The 24,427-nt window shown below is 68.5% G+C and carries 21 protein-coding genes; 10 read left to right on the forward strand and 11 right to left on the reverse strand.

The window, feature by feature from the left end:
- The first annotated feature begins 183 nt into the window (after nt 1-183).
- The 5 genes from Y590_RS12470 to Y590_RS12490 all read left to right on the forward strand — a co-directional run bounded on the left by Y590_RS12470 (nt 184) and on the right by Y590_RS12490 (nt 6,944).
- Complete coding sequence (locus tag Y590_RS12470; protein ID WP_060770122.1) at nt 184-1,215, forward strand: lysylphosphatidylglycerol synthase domain-containing protein; 1,032 nt, start codon at nt 184-186, stop codon at nt 1,213-1,215.
- A 23-nt stretch (nt 1,216-1,238) separates the two neighbouring features.
- Nucleotides 1,239-2,531, forward strand: a complete 1,293-nt coding sequence (locus Y590_RS12475) for an ATP-binding protein (RefSeq protein ID WP_060770123.1) — start codon at nt 1,239-1,241, stop codon at nt 2,529-2,531.
- Nucleotides 2,532-2,731: 200 nt separating this feature from the next.
- A complete protein-coding gene (locus Y590_RS12480; protein WP_060770124.1) occupies nt 2,732-5,230 on the forward strand; it encodes a heavy metal translocating P-type ATPase in 2,499 nt (832 codons plus the stop codon).
- Nucleotides 5,227-5,691 carry a Cu(I)-responsive transcriptional regulator gene (gene cueR, locus Y590_RS12485; protein ID WP_060770125.1) on the forward strand — a complete coding sequence of 155 codons (465 nt, stop codon included), beginning with the start codon at nt 5,227-5,229 and terminating at the stop codon, nt 5,689-5,691. Before Y590_RS12480 ends, cueR begins: the two co-directional genes overlap by 4 nt.
- A gap of 86 nt (nt 5,692-5,777) precedes the next feature.
- Nucleotides 5,778-6,944 (forward strand): M20 aminoacylase family protein, encoded by a 1,167-nt coding sequence (locus tag Y590_RS12490; RefSeq protein ID WP_060770126.1) that lies wholly within the window; start codon nt 5,778-5,780, stop codon nt 6,942-6,944.
- A gap of 96 nt (nt 6,945-7,040) precedes the next feature.
- Here the strand turns inward: Y590_RS12490 and Y590_RS12495 are convergent, their stop codons facing one another.
- The 7 genes from Y590_RS12495 to rimP form a co-directional block, all read right to left on the reverse strand.
- Nucleotides 7,041-8,720 (reverse strand): methyl-accepting chemotaxis protein, encoded by a 1,680-nt coding sequence (locus Y590_RS12495; RefSeq protein ID WP_060770127.1) that lies wholly within the window; start codon nt 8,718-8,720, stop codon nt 7,041-7,043.
- A 162-nt stretch (nt 8,721-8,882) separates the two neighbouring features.
- On the reverse strand, nt 8,883-9,908 hold the full coding sequence (truB, locus tag Y590_RS12500; RefSeq protein ID WP_060770128.1) for a tRNA pseudouridine(55) synthase TruB: 1,026 nt from the start codon (nt 9,906-9,908) through the stop codon (nt 8,883-8,885).
- A gap of 210 nt (nt 9,909-10,118) precedes the next feature.
- A complete protein-coding gene (rbfA, locus tag Y590_RS12505; protein ID WP_060770129.1) occupies nt 10,119-10,556 on the reverse strand; it encodes a 30S ribosome-binding factor RbfA in 438 nt (145 codons plus the stop codon).
- Nucleotides 10,557-10,658: 102 nt separating this feature from the next.
- Nucleotides 10,659-13,613 (reverse strand): translation initiation factor IF-2, encoded by a 2,955-nt coding sequence (gene infB / locus Y590_RS12510; protein ID WP_060770130.1) that lies wholly within the window; start codon nt 13,611-13,613, stop codon nt 10,659-10,661.
- 64 nt (nt 13,614-13,677) lie between these two features.
- Nucleotides 13,678-14,421, reverse strand: coding sequence for an RNA-binding protein (locus Y590_RS12515; RefSeq protein WP_060770131.1), 744 nt, complete (start codon nt 14,419-14,421; stop codon nt 13,678-13,680).
- 29 nt (nt 14,422-14,450) lie between these two features.
- Complete coding sequence (gene nusA / locus Y590_RS12520; protein WP_060770132.1) at nt 14,451-16,088, reverse strand: transcription termination factor NusA; 1,638 nt, start codon at nt 16,086-16,088, stop codon at nt 14,451-14,453.
- A 114-nt stretch (nt 16,089-16,202) separates the two neighbouring features.
- A complete protein-coding gene (rimP, locus tag Y590_RS12525; RefSeq protein WP_060770133.1) occupies nt 16,203-16,958 on the reverse strand; it encodes a ribosome maturation factor RimP in 756 nt (251 codons plus the stop codon).
- Nucleotides 16,959-17,225: 267 nt separating this feature from the next.
- Here rimP and Y590_RS12530 point away from each other — a divergent pair, with 267 nt between their 5' ends.
- Nucleotides 17,226-17,879: a CatB-related O-acetyltransferase gene (locus tag Y590_RS12530; protein WP_060770134.1), complete on the forward strand. Its 654-nt coding sequence runs from the start codon at nt 17,226-17,228 to the stop codon at nt 17,877-17,879.
- 327 nt (nt 17,880-18,206) lie between these two features.
- On the opposite strand, the gene Y590_RS12535 is transcribed toward Y590_RS12530, so the two are convergent.
- Nucleotides 18,207-19,241 (reverse strand): aspartate-semialdehyde dehydrogenase, encoded by a 1,035-nt coding sequence (locus Y590_RS12535; protein ID WP_060770135.1) that lies wholly within the window; start codon nt 19,239-19,241, stop codon nt 18,207-18,209.
- 366 nt (nt 19,242-19,607) lie between these two features.
- On the opposite strand from Y590_RS12535, the gene Y590_RS12540 reads away from it, so the two are divergent.
- The gene (locus Y590_RS12540) at nt 19,608-20,444 is read left to right on the forward strand and encodes a hypothetical protein (protein ID WP_060770136.1); all 837 of its coding nucleotides are present in this window, start codon (nt 19,608-19,610) and stop codon (nt 20,442-20,444) included.
- Between the two features lie 113 nt (nt 20,445-20,557).
- The gene (locus Y590_RS12545; RefSeq protein WP_060770137.1) at nt 20,558-20,971 is read left to right on the forward strand and encodes a hypothetical protein; all 414 of its coding nucleotides are present in this window, start codon (nt 20,558-20,560) and stop codon (nt 20,969-20,971) included.
- 63 nt (nt 20,972-21,034) lie between these two features.
- Here the strand turns inward: Y590_RS12545 and speG are convergent, their stop codons facing one another.
- The 3 genes from speG to Y590_RS27320 form a co-directional block, all read right to left on the reverse strand.
- Complete coding sequence (gene speG, locus Y590_RS12550; RefSeq protein ID WP_060770138.1) at nt 21,035-21,583, reverse strand: spermidine N1-acetyltransferase; 549 nt, start codon at nt 21,581-21,583, stop codon at nt 21,035-21,037.
- Nucleotides 21,584-21,666: 83 nt separating this feature from the next.
- Complete coding sequence (locus Y590_RS12555; RefSeq protein WP_060770139.1) at nt 21,667-21,960, reverse strand: hypothetical protein; 294 nt, start codon at nt 21,958-21,960, stop codon at nt 21,667-21,669.
- A 322-nt stretch (nt 21,961-22,282) separates the two neighbouring features.
- Nucleotides 22,283-22,696 (reverse strand): GTP-binding protein, encoded by a 414-nt coding sequence (locus Y590_RS27320; RefSeq protein WP_286161737.1) that lies wholly within the window; start codon nt 22,694-22,696, stop codon nt 22,283-22,285.
- 225 nt (nt 22,697-22,921) lie between these two features.
- On the opposite strand from Y590_RS27320, the gene Y590_RS12565 reads away from it, so the two are divergent.
- Entirely contained in the window at nt 22,922-23,548 is a 627-nt protein-coding gene (locus tag Y590_RS12565) for a TetR/AcrR family transcriptional regulator (RefSeq protein WP_060770140.1), read from the forward strand.
- Between the two features lie 205 nt (nt 23,549-23,753).
- A complete protein-coding gene (locus tag Y590_RS12570; protein ID WP_060772276.1) occupies nt 23,754-24,233 on the forward strand; it encodes a DUF2852 domain-containing protein in 480 nt (159 codons plus the stop codon).
- Nucleotides 24,234-24,427 lie beyond the last annotated feature (194 nt).

A 24,427-nucleotide genomic window follows, 5' to 3' on the forward strand; every position in this document is an offset into this window, starting at 1 on the left:
TTCCCGGTGCAGGGCATCCCCGTGCCGGCGGCCCTTCGCTGGCCTTTGGCGGTCGAAGCCCCTAAATGCCGCGGGGGCGGTTCGGGATCGACACCGCCCGGGACGACCCGCGCCGGATACACCCTGCGGTCGACCAGCGGAGGCGGATACCGTTCTCACATGAAACCTGCCGGGAAGCACAGGATGGTCACGGAGGCCGAGCCGGCCGACGCGGACCGAGAGGCTGATGCCGGATCGAAGCACGCGTCGAAGCGCGGGCGCTATGCCTGGATCGGCACGATCGCCAGCCTCATCCTCATCGTCGCCTCGCTCGGCGTTCTGTGGAAGCTCTCGGCAGAGATCAGTTGGGCCGCGCTGCAGGCGGCCTTCACCGCGGTGGCCGCGACACAGCTCAGCGAAGCCTTCCTGTTCGTGGCGGTCAGCTACCTGTTCCTGACCTGCTACGACGCGCTCGCCCTGCGCCAGCTCCGGATCAAGCTGCCTTACCGCATTACGGCGCTCGCCTCCTTCACGAGCTACGCCGTGAGTTTCACCCTCGGCTTCCCGCTCATCACCGCGGCGACGATCCGCTACTGGATCTACTCGAAGCGCGGGTTGTCGGCGGCCAAGATCGCCGCGCTCACGGTGATCGCCGGCTTCACCTTCTGGCTCGGCATGGGCGTGGTGCTCGGCTTCAGCCTCATCATCGAGGCGGGCCAGCTCGCGAGCCTCACCTTCAAGAGCATCGGCGTCAACACCACCGCGCGCCTCAATCAGATCCTCGGCTTCGGCACGCTCGGGCTCGTGCTCGGCTATCTCGCCTGGGTCTCGGTGAAGCGGCGCTACATCAAGGTGCGCCACTGGCAGCTCGAATTGCCGGGCGCCACGGTGTCGTTCAGCCAGATGGTGGTCGGCATCGGCGATGTCTGCGCGGCGGCCGCCGTGCTGTACATGCTGATGCCCGAGGGCATGAACCTCCCCTTCACGACCTTCCTGGCGATCTACGTGCTGGCCGCCATGCTCGGCATCGCCTCCAACGCGCCGGGCGGCATCGGCGTGTTCGAAGCGACGATCCTGCTCGCCCTGTCCTACCTGCCGCGCGAGTCGGTGCTCGGCTCGCTGCTGCTGTTCCGGGTTTGCTACTACCTCGTTCCCTTCGCTCTCGCTTTGGTGATGCTCGGCATCTACGAGGGGATGCAGCGGCTGCGGCGTCGGGCGCCCGCGAACGACCCGTGATCCGGCCGGTTCTCTAGCCCTGCATGTCGAGCAATCCGGCCCGCCCCCTATGGCTCGGCGTCACCCTGGCCGTGGCCGTGATTGTTTTCGCGGAAGCGGTCGGCGGCACGGTCGACACGGCCCTGATCGTCTCCGCCAGCCTTGCCCTCCTCATCGGCGGGCTCCTCGGGCGCCGCGGGCAGGGGCCGGTTCTCCAGCAGTCCGAGGTGGGCCCGCCGCGCCGCCACACCATCGCCGAGGCGCTGCTGGCGAACATCCCCGATCCCGTCATCCTGGTCGATCGCCGGGTGGTGGTGATGGAGGCCAACCCAGCCGCCCGGCGGCTCCTGCCGGGGCTCAAGCTCCGCCATCCGCTCTCCTTCTCCCTGCGCGCGCCCGACGTGCTCGATGGCATCGAGGAAGTGCTGCGCACCGGCTCGGCCGTCCGGACCGAGTACGCGACCCGCGTGCCGACCGAGCGCGCCTTCGAGGTGCAGATCGGTGCCCTGCCGATGTCCGACATGCCCGGCGGTGGCGAGGCCAACGTCGTGCTGTTCCTGCGTGACCTCACCGAGGCGCGTCGCCTCGAGGCGATGCGGGTCGATTTCGTCGCCAATGCCAGCCACGAACTGCGCACGCCGCTCGCCGCCCTTCTCGGCTTCATCGAAACTCTTCAGGGCCCCGCCCGAGACGACGCCCGCGCCCGCGAGCAGTTCCTCGGTATCATGCGTAGCCAGGCCCAGCGCATGACCGGGCTGATCGACGACCTGCTCTCGCTCTCCCGCATCGAGCTGCACGAGCACGTCGTGCCGACCCGGATGGTCGATCTCGGGCGCATCGCCCGCCGGATGGTCGACATGCAGGCGCCGCTCGCCCTCAAGCGCGGCGTCGCGTTGAGCGTCGAGCGGCCCGACATCCCGCTCCCGGTTCTCGGGGATCGCGATGAGTTGCTGCGCGTCATCGAGAACCTCGTCGAGAACGCGGTGAAGTATGGCGGCAGCGGTGGCGTGGTGGTCGTGTCGCTCCACCGCGTCGAGGGGGTGGACGAGTGCGGGGCCCGGATCGAGCTGCGGGTGCGCGACGAGGGGCCGGGCATCGCGGCCGAGCATATCCCGAGGCTGACCGAGCGCTTCTACCGCGTCGATACGGCGTCGAGCCGGCAGCAGGGCGGAACCGGTCTCGGGCTCGCCATCGTCAAGCACACGCTCAAGCGCCACCGGGGCAAGCTCATCATCGAGAGCGAACCCGGGCATGGCACCACAGTGCGGGTGAGCCTGCCGGAGCATCGACCCGACACCAAGGGAGCGATGCCGGACGAGGTGCCCGTACGGGATTAGGGGATGACCCTAGGGGAACGGTGCACACTCGGCCCCGTTTGCCGGAAAGACTCGTTTGATGCCGTTGCAGCAGCGCGGACATCGACCGACGCGAGACGTGCCGAAAGATGCGGGGAGGCAAAGGTGCTTTCCGTGCCCTGAACGCCTGAAACGCCCCGCCCCTTGACCTTCCCATGATGGGAAGGCCCATCTGAGGTGGCATGGAACCGATCCTTGAATCCCACACCATGCTGCCCGCGCTCGCCGGCGCCGAGCGGCCGTCCCGCCTGACCCTGCCGGTCGACGGCATGAGCTGCGCCTCCTGCGTCGGACGCGTCGAGCGGTCGCTCCGCGCGCTGCCCGGCGTGACCGATGTCGCGGTCAACCTCGCCACCGGCCGCGCCAGCCTAGCCCTGCCGGATGGCATGCCACCCTCGCGGGCGGTCGACGCAGTCCGCGACGCCGGTTACGACGTGCCGGAATCCGTCACCGCCGTCTCCGTCGAGGGGATGAGCTGCGCCTCCTGTGTCGGACGCGTGGAGCGCGCCCTCATGGCGCTTCCCGGTGCTGTTTCGGCGAGCGTGAACCTCGCCACGGGCCGGGCTGAATTGCACCACGCCGCCGGCACCGTCTCCCTGAGTGATGTCGAGGCGGCGGTGCGGCAGGCCGGCTACGAACCGCGTGCGCTCGGAGCCGCAGCCGATGTCGCGCACGCGGATCGGCAGGAGCGGGAGGCGGCCGCACTCCGCCGCGACCTGATCGTCGCCGCCGTGCTGTCGGCCCCCGTTGTCGTCCTCGACATGGGGAGCCATCTGCTGCCGGGCTTCCACCATGCCGTGACCGGCCTTCTCGGCGCAGGCGGCTTCGCCTGGATGCAGGCGGTGCTCGCGACCCTGGTGCTGGCCGGTCCCGGCCGGCGCTTCTTCCGGCTCGGCCTGCCGAACCTGCTGCGCGGCCATCCCGACATGAACGCCCTCGTCGCCCTCGGCGCCGGAGCGGCCTACCTCTTTTCCCTGGTCTCGACCGCCGCGCCGTGGTCGCTGCCGGACGGGTCGGCGCATCTCTATTTCGAGGCGAGCGTCCTCATCGTCACGCTGATCCTGCTCGGCCGCACCCTGGAGGCCCGCGCCAAGGGCCGGGCCGGCGCGGCGATCGCGCGGCTGATCGACCTCTCGCCCAAGACGGCGCGGCTTGTGGAGGGCGCGACCGAGCGCGAGGTGCCGGCCGCCGACCTCAGGATCGGCGACCGGGTGCGCGTGCGCCCCGGCGAGCGCGTGCCGGCGGACGGCCTCGTCGCGTCGGGCTCCTCCTTCGTCGATGAGAGCATGATCACCGGCGAGCCGGTGCCGGTGGAGAAGGGCAGCGGCGCCCGAGTCGTCGGCGGCACCCTCAACACCACCGGCAGCTTCGACTTCACGGTGGACCGCACCGGTGCCGACACCGCGTTGGCGCGGATCGTGCGGATGGTCGAGGAGGCGCAAGGCGGTAAGCTGCCGATCCAGGCGCTGGTGGACCGGGTCACCCTGTGGTTCGTGCCCGCCGTGATCGCCATCGCCGTGCTGACCTTCCTCGCTTGGCTCGTCCTCGGGCCTTCGCCGGCGCTCGGTCATGCCCTGGTCGCGGGGATCTCCGTGCTCATCATCGCCTGCCCCTGCGCCATGGGGCTGGCGACGCCGGTCTCGATCATGGTCGGTACCGGCCGGGCGGCGGAACGGGGCGTGCTGTTCCGTCAGGGCGCCGCGCTGCAGGCGCTGCGGGACGCCCGCGTCATCGCCCTCGACAAGACCGGCACGCTGACCGAGGGTCGTCCGCGCCTGACCGATCTCGTCACCGCGCCCGGCTTCTCCCGAGCGAGCGTGCTGGCGCTTGCAGGCGCCGTCGAGGCCCGCTCCGAGCATCCGGTCGCCCGCGCCATCGCCGCGTCGGCGCGGGACGCTGGGGCACCGCCCGAGGCCGAAGCGTTCGAGGCGGTGCCGGGCCACGGCGTCTCGGCCCTGGTCGAGGCACGGGCGGTGGCGCTCGGCAACCGCCGCTACATGGAACGGCTCGGCGTGACGACCGGGGCGCTCGAAAGCGAGGCGGCCCGTCTCGCTCAAGAGGGAAAGAGCCCGATCTTCGCCGCCGTGGATGGCCGGCTCGCGGCGCTCGTTGCGGTGGCCGATCCGGTCAAGCCGGAGGCGCGCGCGGCCCTCGATGCCCTGCGCGCCCGCGGCCTCACCGTGGCGATGCTGACGGGGGATGCCCGCGTCACCGCAGAGGCGGTCGCCCGGTCGCTCGGCATCACCGAAGTCGAGGCCGAGGTGCTGCCCGAGGGCAAGGTCGCGGCCCTGCGCCGCTTGCGCGAGGCCCACGGCCCGGTCGCCTTCGTCGGCGACGGCATCAACGACGCGCCCGCTCTGGCGGAGGCCGATATCGGCATCGCCATCGGTACCGGCACCGACATCGCGGTGGAGAGTGCCGACGTGGTGCTGATGTCCGGTGCGCTCACCGGGCTGGTCGAGGCCGTTGTCCTGTCGCGGGCGACGCTCGCGAACATTCGCCAGAACCTTTTCTGGGCGTTTGCCTACAACGCGGCGCTGATCCCCGTCGCCGCCGGCGTGCTGACGATTGTCGGCGGTCCGCAGCTCTCGCCGGTCCTGGCGGCCGGGGCGATGGCGCTCTCCAGCGTCTTCGTCGTCGGCAACGCGCTGCGCCTCAAGCGGGCGGGGGGCACCCCATGAGCACGCCCTCCGTCACCATTGGCAAGGCGTCCCGTGCGACCGGCGTTTCGGCCAAGATGATCCGCTACTACGAGGAGACGGGCCTGCTCGGCCCCGCAGGACGGACCGCCGCCGGCTACCGCGTGTATAGCGAGGCCGACCTGCACGCGCTCCGCTTCGTGCGCCGCGCCCGCGACCTCGGATTCTCGATGCGGGAGATCGCCGACCTGCTCGCACTCTGGCAAGACCGCTCCCGAGCCAGCGGCGCCGTGAAGGCGGTGGCGCTCGGCCATGTCGCCGACCTGCGCCGCCGCATCGGCGAATTGGAGGCGATGGCCCGGACCCTCGAACATCTTGCCGAACGCTGTTGCGGCGACGACCGGCCGGACTGCCCGATCCTCGACGATCTGGCGGGAGGCGAGGGGGCCGCTTCCACGGAGGCCGGCGCGGCACGATTGCAACGAGTACGAAGGCAAGGGTGATCGCTTTCGGACGATCTCCCTCAGGCTTGGCCGTTGACCCCGTGTTGGCCTTCTGCTTGCTGGAACCCTCCGAAAAGGTTGGATCCATGCCCGTCATCGACCGCATCGCCGATCTCTCGGACGAGATCACTGCCTGGCGGCACGATCTCCATGCCCATCCGGAGCTTCAGTACGACGTTCACCGCACCGCCGGTTTCGTGGCGGACAAGCTGCGCGCCTTCGGCTGCGACGAGGTCGTCACCGGCGTCGGGCGCACCGGCGTCGTCGGGGTGATCCGCGGGCGCGCGCATGGCTCCAACCGCGCGATCGGCCTGCGCGCCGACATGGACGCCTTGCCGATCCAGGAGATCCGCGACCTTCCCTACCGCTCGACCGTGCCGGGCAAGATGCACGCCTGCGGCCATGATGGGCACACCGCCATGCTGCTCGGCGCCGCGAAATACCTCGCCGAGACCCGCGACTTCGACGGCCGCGCGGTACTGATCTTCCAGCCGGCCGAGGAGGGCGGCGGCGGCGGCGAGGCGATGGTGCAGGACGGGATGATGGAGCGCTTCGGCGTCGAATCGGTCTACGGCCTGCACAACATCCCCGGCCAGCCGCTCGGCACCTTCGCGATCCGTCCCGGCCCGATCATGGCCTCCACCGACCGTTTCACGATTCTGATCGAGGGCAGGGGCGGGCACGCGGCCCTGCCGCAGGCGGCGGTCGATACGGTGCTGGTCGGGAGCCACATCGTCGTCGCCCTGCAATCCATCGTCGCCCGCAACATCGATCCGCTCGACTCAGGCGTCGTCTCCGTCTGCGCGGTCGATGCGGGCGAGGCCTTCAACGTGCTACCGCAGACGGCGGAGCTGCGCGGCACGATGCGGGCGCTGACGCCGGCCGTACGCGACCTGATGCGCGAACGGCTCGCGACGATTGCGGAGAATGTCGCCGTGGCCTTCGGCGCGCGGGCAAGCGTCGACTTCGCCAGCGGCTACCCGGCGACCGAGAACCACCCGGCCGAGACCGACTTCATGGCCGATGTCGCCGCGCAGGTCGTGGGCGAGGATCGTGTGGAGCGGGACGTGGCGCCGATGATGGCGGCCGAGGATTTCTCCTACATGCTGGCTCACCGGCCCGGCGCCTACATCTTCATGGGCAATGGGCCCTCCGCCGGCCTCCATCACCCGGAATACGACTTCAGCGACGCCGCCATCCCCTACGGTGCCTCGCTCTGGGCGCGGATCATCGAGACGGGTCTGCCCGCTTGAGAGCGGCCAGTGCGAGAGCGGAGTGTTCTGTGATCGATGGGGCCGCGGCCCATCCCGTGATCGCGTATCCTGCGGGGTCTCAACGGAGTGGACGCCTCAGGCGGCATGCACCCGTTCCAGGAACGTCCCGATTGCGACGTGCAGCGTGGCGCTGCCATCACCGACCCGCTCGGCACCGGAGCGGACTTCGTCGGACCGCTCCTCGTTGGATGCGGCCGCAGCCCGAACTTCCGCGATGCTCAGCGACACCGTCCGGGAATCCGCTGCGGCCCCGGCAATGGCACGCGCGATGTCGTGGCTGGCTTGCCCCTGCTGCTCGGCTGCCGTCGCGACCTCGGCGGCGATGAGGCTGAGCTGCGCGATCGTTTGCCCGATCTCCCCGATGGCGCCGCTCGTGCCGCCCGCCGCCTGCTGGATCGCTGCGATCTGGGCGGCGATGCGGTCGGTCGCCGTGGCGGTCTGACCGGCCAGGGCCTTCACCTCGCCGGCCACCACCGCAAAGCCGCGACCGGCCTCGCCCGCACGGGCGGCTTCGATCGTGGCGTTCAGGGCCAGAAGGTTGGTCTGTTCGGCGACCGTGCGAATCAGCGTGACCACCGCGCCGACTTCGTCCGCTGCGCGCGACAAGGATGCCACCGTCGTCTCCAGCCCGCGGGTATCGGTGAGCGCCGTCTCGGCGATGCGGCTCGCGTGGCGGACGCGCTCGCCGATGCTCCGGGCCGAACCCGAAAGTTCTTCGGCGGCGCCCGCGATGCTGTCCACCACGCCCGCCGACTGATCCGAGGCCGCCGCAACCTCCGCCGCGCGAAGGGTCGTATCGCCCGCGGTCTCGCGGAGGCGATCCGCGGCGGCGCGCATCGCGTGCGCCGAGCCGGTGAGACCGGCCACCGCCCGCCGGGTCTCGTTCTCGAAGTCCTGCGTCGCCGCGGCGAGGCGTGCGCCACGGGCTCCATCCTGCGAAAGTCGCTCGCGAGCCTCACCGTCGAGCCGGCGCTTCTCGATCAGTGCCGCCTGAAACCGAGCGATGGTGCCGGCCATCTCGCCGACTTCGTCGCGGCGCGCGATGAACGGCACCGTCTCGTCGAGCCGTTCGTCGGCGAGCGCCTGCATGGTCGCTTTCATCCGGTGCAGCGGGCGCTGGATCTGCGTTCGGATGATCCAGACGGCGGCGAGCAACGCTAGGATGAGCGCTGCGGCCGGCGCGGCGATGAGCGTGATGAAGGCCTTGCGCTGCGCTTGCGCCGCCGCGTCCCGCTGTCCGTCGAGGCGCGCGAGCACGTCGCGGCCCAGCGCCGAGATCTCCGCCACCATGCGTTCGCGGTTCTTCACCGTCGCCTCGTCGCTCGCCTGGATCAGGGCGGCGCGCGGCGACACCGCGAAACCGAGTTCGGCGGTCTCGGTCTGATAGGCGACGAACTCCTTCACCGCGAGGTCGAGCCGGCGCCGCTTCTCCGGTGGCAGATGCCCTTCCATCGCGGACAGGAACGGCCCGCGCGCCGCCTCTACGTCACCGAGCGCCGTCTTAAGCGCGGAGAGCCGCTCCTTGGCCTCCTCGGTGTCGGAGGCGGTGTAGACGGCGGTGGCCTGGACCACGGCGTGCTCGATGGCTTGGGCCAGACCTCGGGCCTGGAGCCCGGCATTCCAGAACGATTCGGTGAGGGCGGCGCGGGCCTGTTCCTGCGACGCCTGCCGCAGCGCGAAGGCCGAGATGCCCGCTCCGACGAGGCCGAGGAGCCCGACGACCATCGCCAGTTTGAAGCCCAGAGATACGCGCATGGAAAAGCCCGCCGATCCATAGAGTCGACGGGCTTTTATGGAGAGTGTGTTTGCTCCAAGGTTAAATAGAGCCGGCTATTCTCGATTGAATCCGAAGAGTAGCCCGTAAGCATTTTCTTTTGATGTAAATCGCTCGACCGAACGTACGAGAGGAGCGATCCTTCAGTTTCTCGGCGCCGCCGTTCCGCCGAGGTGAAACACGCGATGCGGCACCAACTCGCCGCGCTCGACATCGCCGACGGCGACGAGCACGCCGCCGCAGGTCGCGTAGGCCTTGCCGCCGATCGGCGCGTCCTGCCCGCGCAGAATGACCGGCTGACCCCGCATCAGGCGAAGCCCCATGTCGCGGCTGACAGCGACCGCGGGAACCTCGTCCAAAGCCGTTTCGACCGCGTGGAGATGCATCTCGGTGCTCTCTTCGAGGGTGGCGACGCTGCAGGCGGCTGCCTCTTCGAAGGGGCCGACGCGGGTGCGCCGCAGGGCCGAGACGTGACCGTAGCAGCCAAGCACCCGACCGAGATCGCGGGCCAGCGCACGAACATAGGTGCCCTTGCCGCATTCTGCAGCGATCAAGGTGCGGTCGCCGTGGTGCTCGATCACCGAGAGGTGGTCGATGCGCACGGAGCGGGCCACCAGTTCCACGACCTCGCCGTCACGGGCGAGGTCGTAGGCGCGCTCGCCCTGAATCTTGATCGCGGAGTAGCGCGGCGGCACCTGTTCGATCTCGCCGACGAAGGCGGGCAGAGCCGCCTCGAGCGCCTCGCGGGTCGGACGGACGTCGGAGGTCTCGACCGGGCGACCTTCGGCGTCGTCGGTGTCGGTCTCGACACCCCAGGTCACCTCGAAGCGATAGGCCTTCCGGCCGTCCATGACGAACGGCACGGTCTTCGTTGCCTCGCCGAGCGCGATCGGCAGGATGCCCGACGCCAGCGGATCGAGCGTGCCGGCATGGCCCGCCTTCTTGGCGTTGAACAGGCGCTTCACCACCGCCACAGCCTGGGTCGAGGTGATGCCGACACCCTTGTCGAGCACCACCCAGCCGCTCACGTCGTTCTTCTTCGGCCGGTCATGGCGCGGACGGCCGCGCTGAGGGCGGCGTCCGCCCCGAGGCGGTCCGTCGCGGCGCACGTCGCCCCGCGGCTCCTGCGGCGCTTCACCGGCGCGTTCGGAAGAAATGTCGTCTTGCATCCTGTCCTCGATCGACGGGTTTTCTACAGCATCGTCCCGAAAGGTGGCCACCGGCTCTCGGATGAAGACGATGCAAAAACAAAAGCAGAGAGAGCATCGGCCTGGATCCGCTATCCAGGACGAGGCTCTTGAGCGGCTCAGGCCATCAAGGGGCCATCACGCGGCCCGCTGGGCGTTGGGGCGGAGCAACGGCAGCCGCCTGGATGGAGATCAATCGCGCGAGGGCGAATCCGGTTCGCCCTCGTCGTCCTCGCGAGGTGCACTTTCCAGATCCCGCTGGACCTTCTCGCTCCGCAGGAGCTGGTCGATCCGGGCCGCCTCGTCGAAGGTTTCATCGCGCCGGAAGCGCAAGTCGGGCGCGAATTTCAGATTCACCCGCCGGGCGACTTCCTGGCGGAGGATCTTCTTGTGACGCTCGAGCGCGGCGATCACCGGGGCCTCGTCCTGGCCACCGAGCGGCATGACGTAGGCGGTGGCCAATTTGAGGTCCGGCGACATCCGAACCTCGGGAACGGTGACGACATGCGAGCCGAGCACCGGATCCTGAATGTCACCACGCTGCAGCACTTCGGCCAGAGCGTGGCGGATGAGTTCGGCCACGCGCTGCTGACGCTGCGTGGGACCGGAGGGAGTCTGCTTTTGGGCCATCGGCTGATCGACGTCGCTGAACCATCAGGCGGGTGCCTGGAAACAAAGGGGGCCGCAGCTTTCGCCGCGGCCCCGTAAGGAAGAGCGGTAGGGGAGGGCCGCTCAGAGCGTGCGCTTGATTTCCTCGACGTTGAAGCACTCGATGAAATCGCCCACGCGCATGTCCTGGTAGTTCTGGAAGGACATACCGCACTCGTAGCCGGCCGTGACTTCCTTGGCGTCGTCCTTGAGGCGCTTGAGCTGGGACAGCTTGCCCTCGTGGATCACCACATCGTTGCGCAGCAAGCGGACATGGGCGCCGCGCTGGACCACACCCTCCATGACCCGGCAACCGGCGATCTTGCCGACCTTCGACACGTCGAAGATCTGCAGGATCTGCGCCTCGCCGAGACGCTCCTCGCGGAGCGTCGGCGGGAGCATGCCCGACAGCGTGGCTTTGATGTCGTCCACGAGGTCGTAGATGATGCTGTAGTAGCGGATCTCGGTGCCGTCGCGCTCGGCCGCGTTGCGTGCTTCCTTGTGGGCGCGCACGTTGAAGCCGATCACCACGGCCTTCGAGGCGTTGGCGAGCGTGATGTCCGACTCGGTGATGCCGCCCACGCCCGAAAGCAGGATGCGAACACCGACCTCGTCATTGCCGAGCGCCGTGAGCGCGCCGTTGATGGCCTCGACCGAACCCTGCACGTCACCCTTGATGATGATCGGCAGTTCCTTGCGGTTGGCGCCTTCCTTGGCCTCGCGCATCATGTCGACGAGCGAGCGGTTGGCGCCGCCGGTGCGGGCATTCAAGCGCTCGCGCTTGATGCGGGCACGGTACTCGGTGACCTCGCGGGCGCGGGCCTCGTTCGGCACCACGATCACGCGGTCGCCGGCGTCCGGCGTACCGTTGAAGCCGAGCACCTCGACCGGGACCGAGGGGCCGGCATAGGGCACGTGCTTGCCGGTATCGTCGATGAGGGCGCGGATGCGGCCCCATTCGGCGCCGGCGACGACGATGTCACCGGTGAACAGCGTGCCGCGCTGGACGAGCACGGTGGCGACAGGGCCGCGACCACGATCGAGCTGAGCCTCGATCACGGTGCCTTCGCCGTCGCGCTTCTCGTTGGCGCGCAGGTTCAGGATTTCGGCCTGGAGCTGAAGGCCCTCGAGAAGCTCGGGCAGGCCCTCGCCGGTCTTGGCGGAGACCTCGAACTCGAGGGTCTCGCCGCCCATCGACTCCACTTGGATGTCGTGCTGCAGCAGCTCGGTGCGCACCCGCTGCGGGTTCGCATCGGGCTTGTCGATCTTGTTGATGGCGATGATCATCGGGACGCCCGCCGCCTTGGCGTGCTGAATCGCCTCGACGGTCTGGGGCATCACGCCGTCATCGGCCGCCACCACGATCACGACGATGTCCGTCACCTTGGCGCCGCGGGCGCGCATGGAGGTGAAGGCCGCGTGGCCGGGGGTGTCGATGAAGGTCACGAGATCGCCCGAGGGCGCCGCCACCTGATAGGCACCGATATGCTGGGTGATGCCACCGGCCTCGCCCTCGACCACGTTGGCCGCACGGATCGCGTCGAGCAGCGAAGTCTTGCCGTGATCGACGTGACCCATGATCGTCACGACCGGCGGACGCGGATCCAGATCCTCCTCCAGATCCGGCTCGTCGGAGGTCAGACCCTCCTCGACATCCGACTCGGCGACGCGGCGGACCGTGTGGCCCATCTCCTCGGCAATGAGCTGAGCCGTGTCCGAGTCGATCACATCGGTGATCTTGTGGATCTGGCCCTGCTTCATCAGCAGACGGATGACGTCCACCGCACGTTCGGACATGCGGTTGGCGAGTTCTTGGATGGTGATCGTCTCTGGGATTGTCACGTCGCGGACGATTTTCTCCTTGGGCTCCTCGTGCCGGTGGCCGCTCATCCGCTGCTGGCGGCGGCGGAAGGAGGCCACGGAACGGGTGCGCTCTTCCTCGCCCGCAGTTGCGTTGGCGATGGTGAGGCGGCCACGGTTACGGTCACCGCCCGGCGACTTCGGCGTCTTGGGCGGCGTAATGATCTTGAGCGGCATGCCGGGGCGACGAATCACCCGCTTGGTATCCGACTCCTCCTCGGCCGCAGCCGCGCCGGGACGTCCGGCGGGACGCGCAGCGGCGCCCGCACCCGCGGGGCGGGCGGCGGTCGTCGGGCTCGGCGCCTTCTCGGGCTCCGGCGCCGGGGCCGGACGCGCCATGAAGTTCAGGTCGCGCGGCTTCTTGATATCCGCCGTGATGGTGCGGCGCGGCTCGGCCGGCGGCTGCGGCGCAGCCGGACGGGCAGCCGACGGCGTCGGACGGACGCCGGGACGGGTGCCGGACGCGGCCGGACGCTGCGTCGCACCACCCGGCCGCGCCGCCGACGGAGCGGCAGCAGGACGTGCGGGGGCGGGGGTCGGACGAGCCGCCGGAGCCGCGGCCGGGGCCGAGGCAGCAACAGGCTCCGGCGCCGCGGGGGCAGCAGCGGGCGGGGCCTCGGCGGCGGGCAGGGCGGCGACGCGCGCGGCCTCTTCCTCGGCGCGGCGGCGCGAATCCTCGGCGGCCTTGCGGCGAAGCTCATCGTCCTGGCGGCGCCGCTCATCCTCTTCGCGGCGGCGTGCCTCGGCCGCCTCACGCTCACGGCGCTCGGCGTCCTCGCGGTCGCGGCGGGCCTTCACCTCGGCTTCGGCACGGGCGCGGGCCTCGGCCTCGCGGCGCTGTGCATCGGCCAGGGCGGCGGCGCGGGCATCCCGCTCCTGCTCGCTCAGGGTGCGCAGCACGACGCCGGACGCACTGCGACCCGACGGACGCGCGGCCGGAGTCGGCGCGGGCGCCACGGAGGCAGGACGCGGCGGCGGTGCGGCAGGCTCACGGGGCGCGACCGCTCCGGGCGCGGCGCCGATCGTGCGCCGCTTCACCGTCTCGACCACGACGGACTTCGACCGCCCGTGGGAGAAGCTCTGACGGACCGTCCCCTGCTCGACCGGACGCTTGACCGTCAACGGCTTCGAGGGGGCTCTGGTCTGCGTCTTGTCACCCGGATTGTTCGTATCGCTCATTCAGTCTGAACCCTGGGGGTTTCCATCGTCCCATCGGCCGGCGGCGGGCATGCCCGGCCGAGTGTCATGTCAATTCGTCGTCGTGCGAATCGAAGGCGGTCGCGCCAGCAGCAAGCGGGGCGTCCTCTTCAGACGCCGACGCCATACCCTCGAAGGTGCGGAACCGACGCCAACGCGCGAGATAGCCGGTAGTGCCGGCTCCCGCGATAAGGGCAGCGTGTATCACATGATCCCGGCCCAATGCCATGTCCAATTCGGCGTTGGACAGGTCATCGACAACAGGAATAACCGATATGGCATCGCCGTAGCGCCGCCGCAAGGCAGCCGCGAGCTTGCGCCGGCCGTCCGGAGCGGCATCGCTGGCATGGATCACCGCCGCGACGCCGACGGCACCCAGAATCGCCGACTCGACCTTGCCGAAGCCGGTCACGACGCAACCGGCCTTGTTGGCCATGGCCAAGGCCTGACGCAGATCGGTGCGCAGCCCCTCGGCGACCTGATCGGCGAGATCGGGCGGGACTTTCGCCTCATTGGACTTGAAGGCGCGGTTGAAGGCACGGCGCTTGACCGCGGCTTCGATCGTCGTGCGCGTGGCGGTCACCCATGCGCCGCGACCCGGCAGGCGTGCGCGCAGGTCCGGCACCACTGTGGCGTCGGGCCCCAGCACGAAGCGGATCATCGCCGAGGGCGACTGCGCCTTACGGGTGACGATGCAGGTGCGCACAGGCTCACGGCCGCGGCTCGGGCCACGGTCGAGATCCGGGCCGGTCTCGGCCGATTCGCCGTCCGTGCCCTCCTGAGCGATCATATCCTGCACCGTCTCTCCGTACCTCTGGCTCAGGCCTGCTGCGGTTCGGCCATCGCGTCCTCGGTCACCTCGCCGTCGTGGGCGTCGCCATCGGCGGCCTCACCCTCCGGCTCCGGCAGCGCGTCGATCCAGCCGGCCTTCAGACGGGCGGCCATGATCAGCGCCTCGGCCTCGGCCCGCGACAGCTCGAATCCGTCGAGATAGCCCGCATGGCGCACGGCCTCGGGGCCACGGCCTTCGGTATAGCCGACGAGATCGTCGGTCGCGCAGCCGGCCAGATCCTCGACGGTCTTCACCTCGTTCTCGCCCAGCGCCACCATCATTGCGGTGGTGATGCCGTCGATCTCACGCAACTCGTCCTCGACGCCGAGCTCGCGGCGGCGGTCGTCCTGCTCCTGCTCGATGCGGGCGAGGTAATCCTGGGCGCGGGCCTGGATCTCGGCACCGGTCTCCTCGTCGAGTCCTTGGATGTTCGAGAGTTCCGCCACATCGACGAAGGCGATTTCCTCGACGTTGCGGAAGCCTTCGGCCGCCAGCAACTGGCCGACCGTCTCGTCGACGTCGAGCGCCTCCATGAACGCCTGAGTGCGCTCCGCGAATTCCTTCTGGCGCCGCTCCGATTCCTCGGCCTCGGTCAGGATGTCGATGTCCCAGCCGGTGAGCTGCGAGGCCAGCCGCACGTTCTGGCCACGGCGACCGATGGCCAGCGAGAGCTGGTCGTCGGGCACCACCACCTCGATGCGGTCGGCCTCCTCATCGAGCACCACCTTCACGACTTCGGCCGGCTGCAGCGCGTTGACGATGAAGGTCGCCTGATCTTCCGACCACGGAATGATGTCGATCTTTTCGCCCTGAAGCTCGCCGACCACCGCCTGGACGCGGGAGCCGCGCATACCGACGCAGGCGCCGACCGGGTCGATCGAGGAATCGCGGGAGATGACGGCGATCTTGGCGCGCGAGCCGGGATCGCGGGCGACCGCTTTGACCTCGACGATGCCGTCGTAGATCTCCGGCACTTCCTGGCCGAACAGCTTGGCCATGAATTGCGGGTGGGAGCGCGACAGGAAGATCTGCGGCCCGCGCACCTCGGAGCGCACGTCGAACAGGTAGGCGCGGATGCGGTCGCCGGGGCGGAAGGTCTCGCGCGGGATCATCTCGTCGCGGCGGACGATGCCCTCGCCGCGGCCGAGATCGACGATGACGTTGCCGTACTCGACGCGCTTGACCACGCCGTTGAGGATCTCGCCGATCCGGTCCTTGTACTCGTCGTACTGGCGAGCGCGCTCGGCGTCGCGCACCTTCTGGACGATGACCTGCTTGGCCGATTGCGCCGCGACGCGGCCGAAATCGAACGGTGGCAGGGTATCGGAGATCACGTCGCCGATGAGGGCGCCGGGGTTGTAGCGTCGGGCCTGATCGAGGGTGATCTCGCGGGCATCGTTCTCGACCTGATCGACCACGAGGAGGTGGCGGGACAGGCGCAGTGCTCCGCTTTTCGTATCGATCTCGGCGTGGACGTCGGTCTCGGCGCCGTAGCGGGAGCGGGCCGCCTTCGCGATCGCCTCTTCCATCGCCTCGATGACGATCTGGCGGTCGATCACCTTCTCACGGGCGACCGCCTCGGCGATCTGCAGGAGTTCGAGCCGATTGGCGCTGACGACAGCCATGGGGTCTGGTCCTTCCTTCGGTCGTGTCTTCCGCTGCGAGAGCGGGCTAACTTTTCAAGGTCTTTTTGCATCGCGACGGCGCCGGAACCGGGCGCCCGAAGCGATGCTGTCGGATCAGTGAAGCGTGTCGCGGTTCTTGAGGCGGGCGGCCTTCGTGACGATACCGCCGCCGGGCTTGGGCTTCTTCGCCTTCACCGGCTTGTCGGCCTTCTTGTCCAGCTTGGGCTTGGGCCGCTTCGGTTGCGGGATGAAGCGGACCTGCGGCGCCTCGTGCTCGGCTTCCGCGCCCTCTTCCTCGTCGACCTCCTCGCCGTCCTGCGGCGGGGCGGAGCCACGGCGGAGCGATTCGCGAATCAGCTCGTCCGTGAGAATGAGATGTGCCTCGCCGAGATCGCGCAGCGGCACATCGATGCGGCTCGGAAGGCCCGGCTTCACGTCGGGCAGGTCGATCGGCACCGTGGTGCCGTCCGCGCTCGGAACCCCGATGATGCCGCGGAAGCGCTTGCGCCCGTCCATCGGCACGGCAAGCTCTACCTTTGCCTCGTAACCGGCCCAGCGCTCGAAATCGGAAACCCGCACCAGGGGCCGGTCGATGCCCGGCGACGAGACTTCGAGATAGTAGGCGTCGCCGACCGGATCCTCCAGGTCGAGGATCGGCGAAATCGCGCGGCTCACCGCCTCGCACTCGTCGACGCCCATCGTGCCGTCGGGCCGCTCGGCCATGATCTGCACGGTGCGACCGTTCGTGTTCGAGATCTTCACCCGGACCAGCCGGAAGCCGAGGCCCTCGATCGGTCCCTCGACGATCTGGGCGACGCGCGCGGCGACGCCGGTCTCGCTGACAAGACGTTTCTCGGTGGGCTCCGCCATGCTGTGGTTTTCCGAAGGTCTCGATCGGGGGTTAAGCTTGGCAAATCCAGCGCTGGAGGTGCTCGCGAAAATAAAAAAGAGCGGACCCCGGGGGGCCCACTCCCGCAAGCAGCCTATCGACTGCACCAGAAATGTTGAGCCGTGACTTAACCCCGCTGCGTGGCGAATTCAAGCGCTTCGAGGCGCGATCCCCGCCCTCCCGTGCCGCGATCCGGCCATCTCCGGCTGCAAACACCATCTCGTCCGTAGGCGAGAGGTGAGGGGAGCATGCCGGCGACCATGATCGGACCGGATCCAGACGCGCTGCATCCGATGCCCGGGCACAGGCGCGTCACTTTCATCCGCAACCTCGACCTGCCGGACAATGTCGTGGTCGGCGCCTACAGCTATTACGACGATCCGGCCGGGCCGCAGGCCTTTCTCGACGCGATTCTCTACCACTTTCCCTTCATCGGCGACCGGCTGGTGATCGGGAAGTTCTGCGCCATTGCCGCGCAGACGCGCTTCCTGATGAGTGGCGGCAATCACCGCCTCGACGGGCTTTCGACCTACCCGTTCCCGATCTTCGGCGGCGACTGGATCGGTCGCTTCGAGGGCGAGCTGAACTTCCCGAATCGCGGCGACACGCGCATCGGCAACGATGTCTGGTTCGGGTATCGGAGCACCGTGATGCCGGGCGTCACAATCGGCGACGGGGCGGTGGTCGCGGCGCATTCTGTCGTGGCGGCGGACGTCCCGCCCTACGCGATCGTAGCCGGCAACCCCGCGAAGGTTGTCCGCCGCCGCTTCTCGGAAGTGGACGCCGCGCGCCTGCAGGCAGTGGCGTGGTGGGATTGGCCGATCGAGCGGATCACGGCTCACCTGCCCCTGATCGGCGGCGGCGACATCGCCGCGCTCGAAGCGGCGGCGCCGGACGGCTGATCGGTGGTGCCGTAGGGGACCAGGGGCGGCGTCAGCTTCATCGGTCCGTGCTCGGTGGCCAGAACCGCCGCGATCCAAGCGAGCAGCAGGACGAAGAGAACGACCTCCCACAATGAGAGACGCATCGGGCGCTTTGTCGGACGGTTGGCCATTTGGCAGAAGTCGGAAGCGGGTATGGGCCGCCTTTAACATCCGATTGTTTCTATCATATGTTATAAAATGACGCGCTCGACGTCGCGGATCGTGCTCCTGCTTCGGACGATCGCCCAAACGACAACGCCGCCCCGGTCAGGGACGGCGTTTCGAAATGGTTAGGGCCGTGAAAGGCTAGGTGGCCTGCTTGGCCTTGTTCAGCAGCTTGCGGTTCACCAGCACCTCGGCGATCTGCACGGCGTTGAGCGCCGCGCCCTTGCGGAGGTTGTCCGAGACGCACCAGAAGTTCAGGCCGTTCTCGATCGTGGCGTCCTCACGGATGCGGGAGATGTATGTGGCATCCTCGCCCGCCGCCTCGTGCGGGGTCATGTAGCCGCCGTTCTCGCGCTTATCGATCACGAGCACGCCCGGCGCCGCGCGCAGGATCTCGGTCGCCTTCTCCGGCGAGATCGGGCGCTCGAACTCGACGTTCACCGACTCGGCATGGCCGATGAAGACCGGCACCCGCACCGCGGTCGCCGTGAGCTTGATCTTGGGATCGAGCATCTTCTTGGTCTCGGCGACCATCTTCCACTCTTCCTTCGTGTAGCCATCCTCCATGAACACATCGATGTGGGGGATGACGTTGAAGGCGATCCGCTTGGTGAACTTCTTCGTCACCACCTCGCCGGCGGTGAAGACGGCGCGGGTCTGGCTGAACAGTTCGTCCATGGCCTCCTTCCCCGCCCCGGAAACGGACTGATAGGTCGAGACCACGACGCGCTTGATGGTGGCCGCCTCGTGGAGCGGCTTGAGCGCGACGACGAGCTGCGCGGTCGAGCAATTCGGGTTGGCGATGATGTTGCGCTTGGAGAAGCCCACGACCGCGTCGGCATTCACCTCCGGCACGATCAGCGGCACGTCGGCGTCGTAGCGAAAGGCCGACGAGTTATCGATCACCACGCAGCCTTGGCTGCCGATGCGCGGGCTCCACTCCTTCGACGTCTCGCCGCCGGCCGACATCAGGCAGATGTCGGTGTCGGAGAAGTCGTAGGTGTCGAGCGTTTTGACCTTGAGAATCTTGTCGCCGAAAGAGACTTCCTGGCCCAGGCTCCGGCTGGAGGCCAGCGCCACGACCTCGTCGGCCGGGAAGGCGCGCTCGGCCAGGATGTCGAGAATCTCGCGGCCCACATTGCCCGTGGCTCCGACGACGGCGACCTTGTAACCCATCTCACCAAACTCCGCTGCGCGGGCCGGATGTCACCGGACCGCCTCTTCCCGTAGCCGGCGGACGCACCGCTCGGGCCTAGGTTCGGGAAGATTCCATAGGCTGAAGAACCCGCCCCGGTTCGTCGAGGTGGGCTCTCAAAGCACCCGGAGCAAGATGCCCGGCGTGCTCCCCTGTCAAGTGGTGCGTTCCGGCCGCGCCGGGACAGACGTGACAGGATGATGCGAGCGGCAACCCTGCATTCACCATCGGACGAGGAATCCGAGGACAGGCCGTGTTTCCTCAACCCGCTGGTGGCGTGCGTCGGGGCAGAGATCGGGCAACGGCGAGGGCCTTTGCGGCCCCGCGGACCCGATCGAGGCCTGCGCATGCTCCCCCATCCGGACGACGCCTTCGAGAGATCCGACGACTTCCAGGACCTGTCCCGTCCCCGTCCCCTCGGCCGCCTGCGGCTGGCGGCCAAGCTCGCAGCCAGCGCGGCCCTGATCGCCGGGCTCTCCCTGGTCGCCCGCGATCGGGCCGTGGCACCCGAGCCGCCACAGTCCTGGAGCGAGCCTCCGCGGGCCGCCGAGGGCGCACGCCGGGCGATCGCTGCGACGGAACCGCTGCTGACGTTGCGGGACGACGCGGCCGAGCTGCCGCCCCAACCCGGACCGACGCGGTGGAACTCCGGCAACGGACAGCGTGAGGACAGCGTGAGCCAGGGCGCGTTCGACATGATCGAGGCGCCCTACCTCCTCTTCACGGCCACCGATGCGGGCGGGCGAGCCGAGCCCGGCGCCAGTCTGTTCGTGACGCTGGTACGCCGGGCGGCGGACGGGCGCGGCCTCTCCGTCATCCGCACCGGAGAGCGCGGCATCGTCGCGACCACTCTCGGCAGCTTCGAGACCGTCGAGGCCACGCTGTCGGCGGCAGGCAAACGCAGTTGTACGGGCTTTCGCAGCCTCGACCTGAAGGCGGTGGCGATCGACGGCTGGCTGTGCGGCATCCTCGGCCAGGCGCCGGACCCCCGCTCCGTCGCCTGCGCCATCGACCGGATCACGCTGGCCGGCCGTGTGACGGCGGCGCTCGGCGCCGATTCAATCACCGGTGCGAGCGCCTGCCGGATCGAAGAGGCCGCCGCGGTGCCGGGCGACAGCACCGGCTCGATCGCCGTCGCCGAGGCCCCGACGAGAAACAATACGGCAAAAACGCGGCGAAAATGATGAAGCGCGGCCATATTCGCGGAACAACGGCCACGCCAGAACGTCTACTCCTCAACAAGCGGGATTCTTAACGAACGGCCCGTACCGTAGGCTCTCACACGACAAGGTACGCCATGCGCTTTTCCAAGCTCGCCCTGTTGGGCGCCATGACCCTCACCGCGATCGGCTTCGGAACCAGTGCTGAGGCCCAGGGGCCCTACGGTAACCCCGGCTACGTTCGTGTGAGCCAGCCGCTGCCGATCCGTATCCGCCCGCGCTCCTGGCTCGATGCCGGCAACGTGGTCGAGCCCGGAAGCGGCTCGGTGTCGAACCCGGCGACCAACCCGGCCTTCATCGCTGCCTCGAACGCACTTCTGCCGCCCTACGGCCCGACGGACCGTTACGGTCGTGGCGTGCTGCCCGATCCGATCACCAACGGACCTTTCATCGGCGCCCGTTCCACGGCGATCCGCAACGTCGACCTCTCGGCCATCGACGCGATCGACCCGACCTCCTACGTGGCGCGCTACGGCAACCCGTACCGGTAAGCATCACGCATCTTCGCGACGGATGGAGCGGGCCTTTCGGGGCCCGTTTTCATTTTGGGGCCATCAGGTCTTGAGCACCGGCTCGGCGACGTCGCCAGCGCCACGCTCGGCCAGATAGTGGGGCTGGAACAGGCACATGCGCACCGCGTCGCGGTAGCGGCCGTTGACGAAGAACTCGTCCCTGAGAATGCCCTCGGGGCGGAAGCCGCAGCTCTCATAGATGCCGGCCGCGCGTTTGTTGTCCTTGTCCACGTGCAGATAGAGCTTGTGGATGTTGAGCACCTTGAACGCGTAGTCGATGGCGATGCGGGTCGCGCGCTTGGCGTAGCCCTTTCCCTGGTGGTCGGGGTGGATCGCGATCTGGAACTCGCAGCGGCGGTGCAGGTGGTTGATCTCCACCAGCTCGACCATTCCCGCTGGCTCGCTACGCTCCGTCGCGATGATGAAGCGTCGCTCGGTCTGATTGTGGATGTTGCGCTCGTAGAGCTGCGCCAGCTCGGCGAAGGACTCGTAAGCCTCCTCGAACCAGTAGCGCATGATGCTGTCATTGTTGTTGAGCTGATGCACGAAGAGCAGGTCTTCGCGCTCCAGCGGTCGTAGCTTGATACTCATGTCCGCACTCGGGCCAGGGTGGAATCGGTTTTGGCCCCTGGCCTACTCCCACGCCGACCAAGACGGAATGATGAAAGCCGGCTTCACAACGCGCGAAGCCCGCCTTCCTCGAAGGCCAGGGCGCGGGCGGCGGCCTCGTCCAGGTCCTCGAGCCGGCCACGATAGCGCAAGGCCCGCGTCGGCTCGCCGGCCCGCATCACCAGAACCACCGTCTCGACGTCCGGGCAGCCGGGATCGGGGCAGGCGATCTCGTTGACCGACAGGGCGTCCGCCTCGCTCAAGCCGAATGCCGGGTGAAGCAGAGCCTTCGCGCGCGAGGCCGCCAGCACCAGCCCGGCCGAGCGGGCACGCCAATCCGTCAGGCTGATGAAGCCCATCCCGTGCGCTTCTCCGCTTTGAGCGTTTTCCGACGAAGTGGACGCCGGTATCGAGTATGGCGTCCGGTGGCACTTGGCCGCGCGAAGCCTCGACGATGCGCGCATCCGCGTTGAGCCTCCGCACTACCGAGCGCACGAGGTCGAGGTGATCCGGCGAGACGTTGCGCGCCTTGTTGATCACGACGATGTCGGCAAACTCGATCTGCTCCACCAGCAGATCGACCAGGGTGCGAGTGTCGTCGGCGCCCGCGGTCTCGCCGCGCTGGCGCAGAGAAGTCGTTCGAGCCGTAATCCTTCAGGAGGTTCGCCGCATCGACCACGGTCACCATCGTGTCGAGCCGCGCCACGTCGCTGAGCGCTCCGCCGGCCTCGTCGCGGACGGAGAAAAGGTGCTCGCTACCGGTAAGGGCTCGGCGATGCCCGTGCCCTCGAGCAGCAGGTGGTCGAGGCGGCCCTCGGCGGCGAGACGGCGAACCTCGGCCGGCAGGTCGTCGCGCAAGGTGCAGCAGACGCAGCCGTTGGTCATCTCCACGAGCTGCTCGTCCGTGCGCGATAGATCCGCCCCACCGTCGCGGACGAGGTCGGCATCGATGTTCACCTCGCTCATGTCGTTGACGATCACCGCGACGCGCCGACCCTCGCGATTGTTGAGCAGGTGATTGAGCAAAGTCGTCTTGCCGGCACCGAGGAAACCCGACAGCACGATGACGGGGAGGCGAGGGGTGGTCGCCGACATGGTTCAAACGCCAGGGCAGGGTCAAATACGTTACTTTATAACATTGCAATACCGCGTTGCCGTCAAGTCGGATCGGCGGAAAAGATGATCGACTCATGGACCGTCTCGGGAGAAAAGGCCGGGGCGGCACCGACGCCGACGCAGGGCGGTCGCGCTGCGGGACCGATGAGGTGTTTCATCGGTTGCCACCGCACGCATTCGGTTTGCACGAAGGAGGGTGAACGGGTGCGACCCTGGCGCGAGGGACCGGGCGACCGGCGCAGCTACCATCACGGCAACCTCAAAGAGGCGTTGATCGAGGCCGCGCGCCGCTTCATCGCCGAGCGGGGCATCGGTGGCTTCACGCTGGTCGATGCCGCCCGCTTGGTCGGGGTGACGCCCGCGGCGCTCTACCGCCATTTCCGCGGGCGCGAAGCCCTGTTGGAGGAGGTGGCGGGCCGCGGCTTTGCCGACCTCGCCGACCGGCTGGCGCGGGCGCTGGCAGGCCGGGGCACGCCGCTGGAGCGTTTCACCCGCATGGGCGAAGCCTATCTCGCCTTCGCCGAGGAGGAGCCGGGCTACTACGCGGCGATCTTCGAAGTGCGCGGTCAGGCAGCCCCGGCGCCCGCCCCTGAGCGGCCGAATCCGTTCGACCTTCTGGTCGAAGCCCTACGCACGACCTTCCCCGACGGTTTCGACGGCGTCGACCCGCGCTTCCTCGCACTTGAGGTCTGGGCGCTTTCGCACGGAATCGCCACGCTGTCGGCTGCGGGCCAATTGCCGAAGCCCGGGCCGGACAAGTACGAATTGCTGCGCGCGGGCGTTCTCGCGCTGGTCCATGGGGCCGGTGGGCGGGCGAAGGACAAAGCTTAGGGCGGACGATTGCTCGAAGCCGCTTGAGCGGCTTCGCGGCGCGAAAGCCTGAAGCCGCGGAGACCGGCCGACGACCGAGGCCGGCAAGACCTGGTTGGGTCGCCCTCGATCGATGGCCGTGCTGTTTGGAGGCGGCACCCTTGAAACGGTCGAGGCGGGTCCGCATGTGAATGTTGTTCACATTCACACCCCGGAGTCCTCAGCCGTGAACACGTCCTCCACCTCTCCCTGGTCCTGCGGCGCGTCTCACCGTAGCGGCCCATTTCCCAAGCGTTCCCTCGAAATCGGCGCGATCGTCGTCGCGTTCATCTATTGGTGGCCCGTCGCCGTCGCCTACGTCGCCTGGAAGATCGCGGGCTATCCCGCCTTCAGCCAGATGAAGGAGTTCGCCAACAGCGGCAGCTTCAGCTTTGCGGGTGGCGATGGCCGGTCGCGCTTCGCCCGCGCCTTCGAGGCGGCCAAGGGGTATTCCGGCACCAGCGCCACATCCGGCAACTGGGCGTTCGAGGAGTATCGTCGGGCCGAGCTGGAGCGCCTGGAAGCCCGTCGCCGTGCGCTTCAGGAAGAAAGCCGCGCCTTCGCCGAATTCGTCGAGGAGCTGAAGCGGGCCAAGGACCGCGAGCAGTTCGACGCCTTCATGGCCAAGCGCCGCTCCGAGGGCGGTGGCCCGACCATCGAAGCCTGATCTCTTCGCTTCTCAATCGATCGCTGCTTCAGTGAAGGGCTCCCCGCCTACCGGCGGGGAGCCCTTTGCGCGTTGGAATACAAAGAGCGTGCGGTGCAGCAAATCTGTCACGCCTGACGGTTGTCGCAGCTCGAACCCGCCATAACTGCGACGAGGGGGAACAAGCACTGGCCGGGCGCCTTGTGAGACACAGG

This window comes from Methylobacterium sp. AMS5 (assembly GCF_001542815.1).
Classification (GTDB): Bacteria; Pseudomonadota; Alphaproteobacteria; order Rhizobiales; family Beijerinckiaceae; genus Methylobacterium.